This is a genomic window from uncultured Dietzia sp. (assembly GCF_937873725.1).
GTDB lineage: Bacteria > Actinomycetota > Actinomycetes > Mycobacteriales > Mycobacteriaceae > Dietzia.
This window is the reverse complement of sequence record NZ_CALMYY010000039.1, coordinates 22,649-34,488: the sequence shown is the minus strand read 5'-3', so window position 1 is coordinate 34,488 and position 11,840 is coordinate 22,649. Positions and strand designations below refer to the sequence as shown.

At 71.5% G+C, this 11,840-nt stretch carries 11 protein-coding genes; 8 read left to right on the top strand and 3 right to left on the bottom strand.

Going from position 1 to position 11,840, the window contains the following annotated elements; all coding sequences use genetic code 11:
- Window positions 1–135: 135 nt before the first annotated feature.
- Window positions 136–666 (bottom strand): peptidylprolyl isomerase, encoded by a 531-nt coding sequence (locus tag Q0444_RS03310; protein WP_291081302.1) that lies wholly within the window; start codon window positions 664–666, stop codon window positions 136–138.
- 71 nt (window positions 667–737) lie between these two features.
- On the opposite strand from Q0444_RS03310, the gene Q0444_RS03305 reads away from it, so the two are divergent.
- From Q0444_RS03305 to Q0444_RS03285, 5 genes are all read left to right on the top strand, one after another.
- A complete protein-coding gene (locus tag Q0444_RS03305; RefSeq protein ID WP_291081304.1) occupies window positions 738–1,364 on the top strand; it encodes a hypothetical protein in 627 nt (208 codons plus the stop codon).
- Complete coding sequence (locus tag Q0444_RS03300) at window positions 1,361–1,858, top strand: GNAT family N-acetyltransferase (protein ID WP_291081306.1); 498 nt, start codon at window positions 1,361–1,363, stop codon at window positions 1,856–1,858. Before Q0444_RS03305 ends, Q0444_RS03300 begins: the two co-directional genes overlap by 4 nt.
- 41 nt (window positions 1,859–1,899) lie before the next feature.
- Window positions 1,900–3,219 carry a TrpB-like pyridoxal phosphate-dependent enzyme gene (locus Q0444_RS03295; protein WP_299021375.1) on the top strand — a complete coding sequence of 440 codons (1,320 nt, stop codon included), beginning with the start codon at window positions 1,900–1,902 and terminating at the stop codon, window positions 3,217–3,219.
- Between the two features lie 51 nt (window positions 3,220–3,270).
- Window positions 3,271–4,200 carry an SDR family oxidoreductase gene (locus Q0444_RS03290; protein ID WP_291081310.1) on the top strand — a complete coding sequence of 310 codons (930 nt, stop codon included), beginning with the start codon at window positions 3,271–3,273 and terminating at the stop codon, window positions 4,198–4,200.
- A gap of 83 nt (window positions 4,201–4,283) precedes the next feature.
- Window positions 4,284–5,948, top strand: coding sequence for an alpha/beta hydrolase (locus tag Q0444_RS03285; protein ID WP_291081312.1), 1,665 nt, complete (start codon window positions 4,284–4,286; stop codon window positions 5,946–5,948).
- Window positions 5,949–5,955: 7 nt separating this feature from the next.
- Here the strand turns inward: Q0444_RS03285 and Q0444_RS03280 are convergent, their stop codons facing one another.
- The gene (locus tag Q0444_RS03280; RefSeq protein ID WP_299021380.1) at window positions 5,956–7,794 is read right to left on the bottom strand and encodes an ABC transporter ATP-binding protein; all 1,839 of its coding nucleotides are present in this window, start codon (window positions 7,792–7,794) and stop codon (window positions 5,956–5,958) included.
- Window positions 7,795–8,050: 256 nt separating this feature from the next.
- Between Q0444_RS03280 and Q0444_RS03275 the strand changes: the two genes are divergently transcribed.
- Both Q0444_RS03275 and Q0444_RS03270 read left to right on the top strand, forming a co-directional pair.
- Entirely contained in the window at window positions 8,051–9,538 is a 1,488-nt protein-coding gene (locus Q0444_RS03275; protein ID WP_291081314.1) for a fatty acid desaturase, read from the top strand.
- Window positions 9,539–9,580: 42 nt separating this feature from the next.
- The gene (locus Q0444_RS03270; protein ID WP_291081316.1) at window positions 9,581–10,216 is read left to right on the top strand and encodes a TetR/AcrR family transcriptional regulator; all 636 of its coding nucleotides are present in this window, start codon (window positions 9,581–9,583) and stop codon (window positions 10,214–10,216) included.
- 27 nt (window positions 10,217–10,243) lie between these two features.
- Here Q0444_RS03270 and Q0444_RS03265 read toward each other — a convergent pair whose 3' ends face one another.
- The gene (locus Q0444_RS03265) at window positions 10,244–11,002 is read right to left on the bottom strand and encodes a PaaI family thioesterase (protein WP_299021366.1); all 759 of its coding nucleotides are present in this window, start codon (window positions 11,000–11,002) and stop codon (window positions 10,244–10,246) included.
- Between the two features lie 12 nt (window positions 11,003–11,014).
- On the opposite strand from Q0444_RS03265, the gene Q0444_RS03260 reads away from it, so the two are divergent.
- On the top strand, window positions 11,015–11,833 hold the full coding sequence (locus Q0444_RS03260) for an SDR family oxidoreductase (RefSeq protein ID WP_291081320.1): 819 nt from the start codon (window positions 11,015–11,017) through the stop codon (window positions 11,831–11,833).
- Window positions 11,834–11,840: the final 7 nt, after the last annotated feature.

The window sequence follows — 11,840 nt, the reverse complement described above, 5'->3', positions numbered from 1 at the left end:
GGGCGGAAGAAGCGGGAGAGGGCGCCCCCGCCGTGGGTCTGGGTGCTCATGGGGTCCGGGCCGATGGGGCTGACAGCCCGGGGGCGGGGGACGGGTTCCCCCGGTCCCGCGCCGCCGGTGCGGACGGATGGTCCGTCAGGAGATCTCGATCGACTCGATCACGACGTCCTCGACCGGGCGGTCCATGGCGCCGGTCTTGGTGGTGGCGATGGCGTCGATGACCTTCTGCGAGTCCGCGTCCGCGACCTTGCCGAAGATGGTGTGCCGGTTGTTCAGGTGCGGCGTGGGGCCGACGGTGACGAAGAACTGCGAACCGTTGGTCCCCGGGCCGGCGTTGGCCATGGCCAGCAGGTAGGGCTCGGAGAACTGCAGCTCGGGGTGGAACTCGTCCTTGAACTGGTAGCCCGGGCCGCCGCGCCCGGTGCCGGTGGGGTCTCCGCCCTGGATCATGAAGCCGGAGATGACGCGGTGGAAGACCGAGCCGTCGTAGAACGGACCGGTCTTCTCGCCCTTGGCGTTGGCCTGGGAGTAGTCCTTCGACCCGTCGGCCAGGCCGACGAAGTTCGCGACCGTCTCGGGTGCGTGGTTGCCGAACAGCTCGACGACGATGTCGCCCTTGTTCGTGTGGATGGTTGCCGTCTGCGTTGCGATGCTCACGCGCTCCATCCTGCCACGCCCCCGCGGGCGATGTCGGCGAGGAGGTGGTCGGCACCCGGGGCCTGTGCCACCATCTACCCATGAGCAGACGAAGCGACCGCGCCGCCGAGCGAGAAGCAGTGAAGCAGGCCGAGAAGGAGATCCGGGCCGCCAGGACCGCCGCCCGCAAGGCGTTCGATCTCAAGGACCCCCGGTTCCTCGGCGAGGCCGCCCTCGCCGCCACCCGCGGGCCCGTGGGCCTGGCCCTCTTCGGTGCGAGCCGCGGCCTCCAGGTGGTGCGTGACCGTCGCGCCGAGCAGGCCGAGATCCTCGGCGGCCTCGCCGCGGACGCCAGGCAGCACGCCGAGGCGCTGCGCGAGCAGACCTCCGCCCTCGCCCAGCCCCAGGCCAAGCGCAGCCCGATGCGGCGCTTCGCCCCGCTGTGGATCGTCGGCCTCGCCGGTGGGGCCGCGGTGGCGGGCGCCACCGCGTACTTCCTCCGCGGCCCCGGTCCGTCGGCGCCGGCTCCGGCCCCCGCGGCCGCGCCGGCCGAGACGGGCGAGACGGGCGAGGACCTGACCATCGACTCCCCCGATCCCGAGGGACCCGCCGACCAGGACGCCGACACCTCGCCCGCCGCCGGCAGCGCCGTCCCGGGTGCGGCGGCCGGTTCCGCGCCGCAGCCGTCGGACGACGTGCCCGGCGACGGGTCCACGACCGGCGAGTGACACGCGGGGACGAGCCGAGCGACCACCCCGACCTCAGGCTCCTCGCCTCTCCCCTGGCCGGGTTGGGCCCGATGGACGTCCACGCGCTGTACAAGCTGCGCGTGGACGTCTTCGTCGCCGAGCAGGAGTGCCCGTACGCGGAGATCGACGACGTCGACGCGGACCCCGGGACCACCCACCTCCTGGCCTGGACCCCGGGCGACGCGGGTGAGCCGGACCGGCTCGTGGCGACCCTGCGGGTCTTCGGCCCCGACGACCACGGCGGGGCCATGCACCTCGGGCGCGTGTGCACGGCACCCGGATGGCGGGGGCGGGGGATCGCCGCCCGGTTGATCCGGCGGGGCCTCGCACTGTGCGGGGAGCGGCCCGTCGAGATCGGCGCGCAGGCCCATCTGGAGGGGTGGTACGAGCGGTTCGGCTTCGTCCGCAGCGGCGAGGACTACCTCGATGAGAGGATCCCCCACCTGCCCATGCGGCGAGACCTCCTAGGATGAGACGCGGCTCACCCCCCACACACACCCTCCGAGGACACCACATGACGACAGACGCGTCCGGCTCGCTGGTCAAGGCAATTCTCCCCGAGAGCGAGATGCCGACCCATTGGTACAACATCCAGGCGGACCTGCCCGAGCCGATGGCGCCGCACCTGCACCCCGGCACCAAGGAACCTCTCGGTCCCGAGGATCTGGCGCCGCTCTTCCCGATGGCGCTCATCGAGCAGGAGGTCACGCCCGAGCGCTACGTGGAGATCCCGGAGGCCGTGCAGGAGATCTACCGGCTGTGGCGTCCCTCGCCCCTCATCCGCGCCCGGCGCCTCGAGAAGGCGCTCGGCACGTCCGCACGGATCTTCTACAAGTACGAGGGCACCAGCCCGGTCGGGTCGCACAAGCCCAACACCGCCGTGGCGCAGGCCTACTACAACGCGGCCGAGGGCATCACCAAGCTCACCACCGAGACCGGGGCCGGCCAGTGGGGGGCCTCCCTCGCGTTTGCCGGTCAGGCCTTCGGCATCGAGGTGGAGGTGTGGCAGGTCAAGGCCTCGTTCGAGTCCAAGCCGTACCGCCGGATGCTCATGGAGACCTTCGGCGCCACGGTGCACCCGAGCCCCTCCGACCTCACCGAGGCCGGCCGGTCCTTCCTGGCCAAGGATCCCGAGACCCCGGGGTCGTTGGGCATGGCGGTGTCCGAGGCGGTGGAGGTCGCGGCCGGCGACGCGGAGTCCCGGTACTCGTTGGGTTCCGTGCTCAACCACGTGTGCCTGCACCAGACGATCATCGGCGAGGAGGCGCTCAAGCAGCTCGAGATGTTCGGCGAGGGCGCGCCCGACTACCTCTTCGGTTGCGCCGGAGGCGGCTCCAATCTCGCCGGCCTCGCGTTCCCGTTCATCCGCGAGAACCTGGCCGGGGCGCAGACCAGGGTCGTCGCCGTGGAGCCGACGGCTTGCCCGTCCATGACCGAGGGCGAGTTCCGATACGACCACGGTGACGTGGCCGGGCTGACGCCGCTCATGAAGATGTACACGCTCGGCCAGGACTTCGTGCCCGACCCCATCCACTCGGGCGGCCTCCGCTACCACGGGATGGCGCCGCTGGTCAGCCACGTCAAGCACCTCGGCCTGCTCGACTCCATCGCGGTGGAGCAGAACGTGGCGTTCGCCGCCGGAGTGGAGTTCGCCAAGGCCGAGGGCATCGTCCCCGCCCCCGAGTCCACCCACGCGATCGCCGGCGCGGTGGCCGAGGCCCGCAAGCACACCGGCGAGGCGGGTACCGGCCCGTCCATCGTGATCGGCCTGTCCGGACACGGCTTCCTCGACCTCCCGGCCTACGAGGCGTACGTCCGCGGCGAACTCGGCTGACCAGCCCGCACACCACTCCACCCGATCCCCTCCCGACCCCAGGAGCACCTCATGGCCCACACCATCGACTTCACCGATCGCGTCGCGATCATCACCGGCGCCGGCGGCGGCCTCGGCCGCGCCTACGCCCTCGCGCTGGCCGAGCGCGGCGCCAAGGTGGTCGTCAACGACCTGGGCGGCGACGTCCACGGCGAGGGCGGCACCGCCTCGGCGGCCCAACTCGTCGTGGACGAGATCACCGCCGCCGGCGGCCAGGCCATGGTCGACGGCAACGACATCACCGACGAGGCCGCGGTCGACGCCCTGGTCTCCTCGGTGATCGAGAAGTGGGGACGCATCGACGTCCTCATCAACAACGCCGGCATCCTGCGCGACAAGTCCTTCGCCAAGATGTCCACCGACGACTTCCGCAAGGTCCTCGAGGTGCACCTCATGGGCTCGGTCAACTGCACCAAGGCCGTCTGGCCCCACATGGCCGAGGCCGGCTACGGCCGCATCCTCATGACCACCTCCACCTCCGGCATCTACGGGAACTTCGGGCAGTCCAACTACGCCGCCGCCAAGTCCGGCCTCGTCGGCCTCATGAACGTCCTGGCCATCGAGGGCGCGAAGAAGGACATCAGGGTCAACGCCATCGCCCCCACCGCCGCGACCCGCATGACCGAGGACCTGCTCCCCCAGCAGGTGCTGGACATCATGGGCCCGGAGACCATCGCCCCCGGCGCCCTGTTCATGGTCAGCGACCAGGCCCCCACCAAGACCATCCTCGGCGCCGGCGCGGGCGTGTTCGCCGTCTCCCAGATGGTCGAGAGCCGCGGCGTCTACCTCCCCGACGGTGCCCGCACCCCCGAGGTCGTGGCCGAACGCTGGAACGAGATCGCCGACCTCACCGACGCCCAGCCCCTCGAGTCCGCCTTCGAGCAGACCTCCAAGTACGCCGCCCTCGCGGCCCGCGAGCTGGGCCTGAACCTGGAGAGCTGAGCCCTCGGCGCGTGCGCGGAGGCAGATATGCTTCGTGCACGCGCCGGGCGGTCCGCTCCGGTCACGAGCCACTTGGACGGACGATGCCCACCTCCCCCGCCGCGGTCCGGATCCGCGAGTACGCACGATCGCTCCACCCGGCCGGGCTCACGCTGGCGCTGCTGTTCTTCGTCTGGTCCATGACGCCGTCGCTGTTGCCCCGGGCCTGGTACCTGCAGGCGCTGGCGACGGGCATCAGCCTCGCGACCGGATACGGCCTGGGTTGTCTGCTCGCCTGGGCGGTCCGGTCCTGCGGTGTCTCCCCGGACGTCCCCGCGCGACTCCGCCGGATCGGCTGGTGGGCGCTCGCCGCCGCGGCGGCGGTCACGGTGCCGACGTTCCTGGTCCTGGGCTCGTGGTGGCAGCAGATCACCCGGGACCTGGCGGGGGTCGAGCGCATCGACCGGGCCAACTACCTGCTGGTCCTGGTGCTGGCCGTGGCGGTCGCGGCGCTGCTCCTCGCGGCGGCGCGCGGGATCCGGCGGGGCACCGCCGCGCTGACCCGGGTCGTCGCGCGCCGTGTCCCGACCCCCGTCGCCCGGCTGGTGGCCCTGGTCCTGGTGGCGGTGATCGCCGTGCTGTCGGTCAACGGTGTGGCCTACCGCGGCCTGCTCGGGGCGGCGGGGAGGATGGCCGCCGCCGCGGACAACGGCACCGCCGACGGCGTCTGGCGGCCCGACGCCCCCGAGAGGTCCGGCTCGCCGGCGTCCACGCAGCCGTGGGAGAGCCTGGGCAAGGAGGGGCGGACGTTCGTCGCGGGCGGGCCCTCCGCCGCACGGATCGCCGAGGTGACCGGGCGACCGGCGCTCACCCCGATCCGCGTCTACGCCGGGCATGACGCCGCCGCGACCATCGAGGAGGTCGCCGACCTGGTGGTGGACGAGCTCGAGCGCACGGGGGCGTTCGACCGGTCGGTCGTGGCGGTGGCCACCACGACCGGCCGCGGCTGGGTCAACGCCGGGGTCGCCGCGGGACTCGAGTACACGGCCGGGGGCGACTCCGCGATCGCCGCCATGCAGTACTCGTTCCTGCCCAGCCCCCTGTCCTTCCTCGCCGACCGCGAGTCGCCGCAGATCGCCGGCCGCGCCCTGTTCGAGGCCGTGGAGCGGGCCGTGCAGGACCGTCCCGAGGGCGAGCGCCCGGAGCTGGTGACCTTCGGCGAGAGCCTGGGGTCGTTCGGCGGCCAGAGCGCGTTCGGGGGAACGCAGGACATGGTGGCCCGGACCGACGGCGCGCTCTGGGTGGGGACGCCGAACTTCTCCCCGCAGTGGGCCTACGTCACCGCCCACCGCGACCCCGGTTCCCCGGAGCGGCTCCCGGTGGTGGACGGCGGCGAGCACGTGCGATTCGCGGCGGGCGGACCGGACCTCGACCTCGAGGGCGCACCGTGGGGCTCGCCCCGGGTGGTGTACTGGCAGCACGCGTCCGACCCGATCACCTGGTGGTCGTTCGACCTGCTGCTGCAGCGGCCGGACTGGCTGCGCGAGCCCCTCGGCCCCGACCTCGACCCCGGTGTGCGGTGGATGCCGTTCGTGACGTTCTGGCAGGTGACCCTGGACATGGTGTTCTCGGCGGACGTCCCCGACGGTCACGGGCACTCCTTCGGCCCGGACGCGGCCTGGATGTGGGCCGCGATCCTCGATCCCCCCGGGTGGACCGGTCAGGACACCGACCGGGTCGCGGCGGCGATCGCCGCGGGCGCGGTCTGACCGGCCGCTACTCCTGGTCCGCGAACTGCGTCTCGTAGAGCTCGGTGTAGCGGCCCCCGGCGGCCAGCAGCTCGGCGTGCGTGCCGGACTCCACGACCGTTCCCCCCTCCAGGACGAGGATGCGGTCGGCCGCCCGGACCGTGGACAGCCGGTGCGCGATCACGAGCGAGGTCCGGTGGGACATCGCCTCGCCGAGGGCCTCCTGGACGGCGGACTCGTTGGTGGAGTCCAGCGCGCTGGTGGCCTCGTCCAGCACCACGACGGAGGGTTCGGCGACGAGCAGCCGGGCGATGGTGAGACGCTGGCGCTCGCCGCCGGAGAGGCGGTAGCCGCGGTCACCGATCACGGGGTCCAGGCCGTCCCGGGGCGAGTGGACCAGGGCCTCCAGCCGGGCCCGCCGCAGCGCGTCCCAGACCACCTCGTCGGTGACCTCGGGCCGGGCGAAGGTCAGGTTGGCCCGGATCGTGTCGTGGAAGAGGTGGCCGTCCTGGGTGACCATGCCGACCGTCCGGCGCAACGACGACGAGGTGACCTCGCGCACGTCGAGACCGGATACCCGGACCGCACCGGAGTCCACGTCGTACAGCCGCGGGAGCAGTGACGCGATGGTCGACTTCCCGGCGCCGGACGACCCGACGAGCGCGACCATCTGCCCCGGGTCGGCCCGGAAGCTGACCCCGTGGAGGACCTCCTGCCCACCCCGGGAGTCGAGCACGGCGACCTCCTCGAGCGAGGCCAGGGAGACCTTGTCCGCCGAGGGGTAGGAGAACCGGACGTCCTCGAACTCGATGGTCACCGGGCCCTCCGGGATGTCCACGGCGTCCGGGGAGTCCTTGAGCAGCGGTTCCAGGTCCAGGACCTCAAAGACGCGCTCGAAGCTGACGACCGCGGTCACCCCGTCCATGGGCGCGTTGGCCAGCGAGGTCGGGGGGCCGTACAGGCGGGTGAGCAGGAGGGCCAGCGCCACGACGGAGCCCGCGTCCATCCCGCCGTTGAGGGCGAACCATCCGCCCACGCCGTAGACCAGTGCCAGGGCGAGGGTGGAGACCAGGGTCAGGGAGTTCATGAACACGCTCATGAGCAGCGCCGTGCGGACGCCGATCCCCCGGACCCGGCCGGCGCGCGAGGCGAACTCGGCCGACTCCGCCTCGGGGCGGCCGAAGAGCTTGACCAGCGTGGCGCCGCCGGCGTTGAAGCGTTCCGTCATCTGGTCGTTCATCGAGGCGTTGAGGTCCGAGGCCTCGCGACGGAGGCGGGCGAGGCGCCGGCCCACGTACCGGGCGGGGAAGAGGAAGACCGGCAACAGCAGGACCGACATCACCGTCAACTGCCAGTTGAGCCCCGCCATGACGATCAGCGTCAACACCAACTGGACGAGGTTCGACACCACCCCGGAGAGGGTGTCGGAGAACGCGCGCTGGGCGCCCATGACGTCATTGTTGAGCCGGCTCACCAGCGCACCTGTCCGGGTGCGCATGAAGAAGGCGACCGGCATGGTCTGGACGTGGTCGAAGACCGACCTGCGCAGGTCCAGGATCAGACCCTCACCGATGCGGGCGGACCACAGGCGGGTGACGACGTTGTTGACCGCCTCGACCAGACCGATCACGGCGATGGCCGCGGCGAGCAGGAAGATGACGCGCACCTCGGCCCGGTCGACGATCGCGGTGACCACCCGGCCCGCGAGCAGCGGGGTGACCACGGCGAGGGTGGCACCGAAGACGGACAGGATGAGGAAGAGGACGATCAGCCGGGTGTGCGGGCGGGCGAACCGCCCGATGCGGCGGAAGTTCTCGCGGGTGAAGACGCTTCGATCCAGTGAGATGTTGGTGTTCTCGGCCCGCATGAGCGTACGCATGGCGGCCTGCTGCATTGTCACGTCGTCGACTCCTCTGACGCCGGGAGAGGAGTCCCGACGACCGGTCGGTACAACCCGGCCCACCGCCCACTTATTCCGGCCCGGCCCCGTGGTCGCGAGGCTCGTCGCCGTCGCTCGTGGACAAAATCCCGGCGCTTGTCTAGACACGACGCCGTCTTTTGTCTAATCTGGTCTCCACACAGTGGCATACGCCACACTCATGTCGATCTTCGGAGGTCGTCCGATGTCCAGCACCGAGTACATCCGCCAGGCCGGGGGGGCGGACGCCCACGACGCGCACCACCACCACGCCGACGTCGAGCCGTACGCCTGGACCGACGCCAAGCGGTACCTGTGGCTGCTCGGGCTCATCCCCGCGATGGGCCTGTTCCTGTCCATGCCGTTCGTCGCGGGGTTCAACGCCCTGGGCTGGGGGCCCGCCGCCACCGTCGCGTGGTTCCTGCTCCCGGTCCTGGTCTACGTGGCGATCCCGCTGGGCGACCTCGCCGTGGGCGCCGACGGGCAGAACCCGCCGGACGAGGTGATGGACCGGCTCGAGGCGGACCCGTTCTACCGGTGGTGCACCTACCTGTACATCCCCTTCCAGTACGCGTCCCTCATCGCGGCCGCCTACCTGTGGTCGGCCGACGACCTGTCGTGGCTGGGCTACGACGGGGGCCTCGGGATCGCCGCCTCCATCGGCGTGGCCTGGACCGTCGCGATCACCGGCGGGATCGGGATCAACACCGCACACGAGCTCGGCCACAAGATCGCGGGCAGCGAGAAGTGGCTCTCCAAGGTCGCGCTCGCCACCACCGGGTACGGCCACTTCTTCATCGAACACAACCGGGGCCACCACGCCCGCGTCGCGACGCCCGAGGATCCCGCCAGCTCGCGGTTCGGCGAGTCGTTCTGGGCCTTCCTGCCGCGCAGCGTGGTCGGGTCGCTGACGTCCGCCTGGCGGCTCGAGAAGGAGCGGCTCGGCCGCCTGGGCAAGAACCCGTGGACCATCCGGAACGACAACCTCAACGCCTGGCTCATGACCGTCGTGCTGTTCGGCGGGCTGATCGCGGTGTTCGGGTGGGAGATCGCCCCCTGGCTCGCCGTCCAGGCCGTCTTCGGGTTCTCGCTGCTGGAGGTGGTCAACTACCTCGAGCACTACGGACTGCTGCGCCAGAAGACCTCCGCGGGCCGCTACCAGCGCTGCCGCCCGGAGCACTCGTGGAACTCGGACCACCTGGTGACCAACATCTTCCTCTACCACCTCCAGCGTCACTCCGATCACCACGCCAACCCCATGCGCCGCTACCAGGTGCTCCGCAGCTTCGAGCAGGCCCCCCAGCTGCCGTCGGGGTACGCCACGATGATGGTGCTGGCGTACGTGCCGCCGCTGTGGCGCAGGGTCATGGACAAGCGCGTCCTGGCCCACTACGGGGGTGACATCTCCCGCGCCAACATCCAGCCGTCCAAGCGCGACAGGATCCTCGCGCGGTACGGGGCCGGACCGACCGCGGTCGCCGAGCAGGTGCTCCCGGACACCGACATCGCCCCCGACCAGACCTCCCCGACCGGGGAGTACGTGTGCCCCAACTGCGGACACCACTACTCGGAGACCGCCGGCGAGCCGCGCGAGGGCTTCCCGGCCGGTACCCCCTGGTCCGCGATTCCCGACACCTGGCGGTGCTCGGACTGCGGCGTGCGGGACAAGGTCGACTACCTCCCCGTGCGGTAGCCGCGCCGCGCGCGGCAGGGAGGATCAGGAACAATGGAGGCCATGTCACTCAGCCGCCCGTCCAGCGACCGGCGCTCCCCCGGCGACGCCCGCGGGGAGCGCCGGTCGCTGCGGTCCACCGTGTTCGACGCCATGCACGAGCTCCTGGGCTCGCGCGACTGGTCGGCGGTCACCATGTCCGACGTGGCCAAGGCGGCCGGGCTGAGCCGTCAGACGCTGTACAGCACCTTCGGCAACCGCCAGGGCCTGGCCCAGGCCTACGCTCTACAGCTGTCTGAGACGTTTGCCGGGGAGATCCGCGACTCCATCGACCGACATCCCGGTCAGATCGAGGTCGCGCTGCACGAGGGGATCAACGGGTTCCTGCTGTCCAGCCGGCGCGATCCGCTGGTCCGCGCCCTCCTCACCGGGGACATCAAGCCGGACCTGCTGCGCCTGATCACCACCGAGGCCGGGCCGCTCATCGAGCGCGCCACCGAGGTCCTCACCCCGGCCCTGTCGGAGAGCTGGATGCGGATCGAGGTGTCGCAGGCCAGGCTGGCGGCCTCGATCATCGCCCGGATCGGGATCAGCTTCATCTCACTGCCGCCGAACGATCCCGACCAGTTGGCGTCGGGCCTCACCGCGGTCATCGCGCCCTACCTCCAGAAGGTCGTGCAGGTCGAGGTCCAGGGCTGACACCTTCGGCTGACCACGGGTGGCTGACTACGGGCCGTCTCCGATGGTCGAGCGTTGGTCGGGCCTGCCCGGCACGGGGACGCTGGCCTCGAGGAAGAGCCCTCGCGCCTCCACGCAGAGCCGCTCCCCCGCGTGGATCGTCGCGTGGGTCCAGGTCTTGCGCCCGTCGACCTCCTGCACCCAGGCCCGGAACCGCAGCGGCTGGAGCAGGGGGGTCGGCGAGCGGTAGTCGATCTCGTAGTGCGCGGTCATCCCGTACCGGCCCCCCCAGTGGTTGGCGAAACCCATCATGTGGTCGATGATCAGCGCGCTGATCCCGCCGTGGACGCATCCCGGCGGGCCCTGGTAGGCGAGCCCCAGGGTCAGCTCCGCCCTCACCGATCCGTCGTCGTGGGCGTGGAAGTGCACCGGCGGGGCGATCGGATTCTCCTGGCCGCCCACCGGGTTCGCCCGCCGGGACCCGGCACCGGTCCACATGGTGGCCAGTCGCGTGGCGGGGTCCGGAACCCTCGGCTCGAGCAGCTCGGCCACCTCCTCCAGCCGGTCGGCGATGTCACCCAACTCCACCTCCGAGTGGGCGAGTCCGGAGATCGCGTCCCTGATCCTGCGGAGGGCCGCCACCGAACGGTCCAGCTCCGGGTCCGCGGGGGGGAGGTCCGGGACCGGGATCGGGTCGAACGACTCGCCCAGGAGTTCCCGCATGCTGTGGAGCTGGAAGTTGTCCACGGCCTCGTGGCGGGGGAGGGGTCCCCGGTGTGTCGAGGGACCATCGCTGTCGCTAGCCATACACTCAAGCGTATGTCGACACCCGTCAATCCGAAGACTTTCGATGCCGAGACCTACGGCCCCTGGGCGCTGATCGTGGGGGGGAGCGAGGGCGTGGGCGCCGAGATCGCGTTCCGTCTCGCCGACCGCGGCGTCTCCTCCGTGCTGGTCGCCCGCAAGACCGGCCCCCTCGAGGAGACCGCCGAGGCCGTCCGCGCGAGGGGCGTGGACTGCCGCATCGTGCCGGTGGACCTCACCGAGCCCGGCGCCACCGCGACCATCGCCGAGGCCTGCGAGGGCCTCGACCTGGGCCTGCTCGTGCTCAACGCCGGGGCCAACACCTACGGCTGCGAGTTCGTCGAGGCCGACATGGCGCAGGTGCAGAAGGTGATCGACCTCAACATCACCTCGCCCATGCAGATCATCCGGCAGTTCGGACCCGGCCTCACGGCCCGCGGCCGCGGCGGCATCGTGGTGATGGGCTCGATGGCCGGCTACCTCGGCCACGCCGACATGAGCATCTACTCGGCGGCCAAGGCGTTCAGCCGGGTCTTTGTCGAGGGCCTGTGGCTGGAGATGCGGGAGCACGGGGTGGACGTGGTCGAGGTGATCCTCGGCGTCACCCGGACCCCCGCCATGATCCGCGCCGGCCTGGACATGGACCTGCCGGGGATGACCGTCAGCGAACCCGCGGAGGTCGCGGAGGAGGTCCTGGCCTCCATCGGCGCCGGACCCGTCCACGTCTGCGGCGGCGAGGGCAACCGCAAGGGCGTCGAGTTCTCCTCCGGGGTCGACCGCGGACGGATCGTGGCCGGGGCGCACAAGCGGATGAAGGCGCTGCGCGGGAACTGAGGCACCG

What these genes read in the sequence shown, in the direction of transcription:
- Q0444_RS03310 (WP_291081302.1), bottom strand. Translation starts at nt 666, where the DNA reads ATGGAGCGCGTGAGCATCGCAACGCAGACGGCAACCATCCACACGAAC.
- Q0444_RS03305 (WP_291081304.1), top strand. Translation starts at nt 738, where the DNA reads ATGAGCAGACGAAGCGACCGCGCCGCCGAGCGAGAAGCAGTGAAGCAG.
- Q0444_RS03295 (WP_299021375.1), top strand. Translation starts at nt 1,900, where the DNA reads ATGACGACAGACGCGTCCGGCTCGCTGGTCAAGGCAATTCTCCCCGAG.
- Q0444_RS03290 (WP_291081310.1), top strand. Translation starts at nt 3,271, where the DNA reads ATGGCCCACACCATCGACTTCACCGATCGCGTCGCGATCATCACCGGC.
- Q0444_RS03285 (WP_291081312.1), top strand. Translation starts at nt 4,284, where the DNA reads ATGCCCACCTCCCCCGCCGCGGTCCGGATCCGCGAGTACGCACGATCG.
- Q0444_RS03280 (WP_299021380.1), bottom strand. Translation starts at nt 7,794, where the DNA reads ATGCGGGCCGAGAACACCAACATCTCACTGGATCGAAGCGTCTTCACC.
- Q0444_RS03275 (WP_291081314.1), top strand. Translation starts at nt 8,051, where the DNA reads ATGTCCAGCACCGAGTACATCCGCCAGGCCGGGGGGGCGGACGCCCAC.
- Q0444_RS03270 (WP_291081316.1), top strand. Translation starts at nt 9,581, where the DNA reads ATGTCACTCAGCCGCCCGTCCAGCGACCGGCGCTCCCCCGGCGACGCC.
- Q0444_RS03265 (WP_299021366.1), bottom strand. Translation starts at nt 11,002, where the DNA reads ATGGCTAGCGACAGCGATGGTCCCTCGACACACCGGGGACCCCTCCCC.
- Q0444_RS03260 (WP_291081320.1), top strand. Translation starts at nt 11,015, where the DNA reads ATGTCGACACCCGTCAATCCGAAGACTTTCGATGCCGAGACCTACGGC.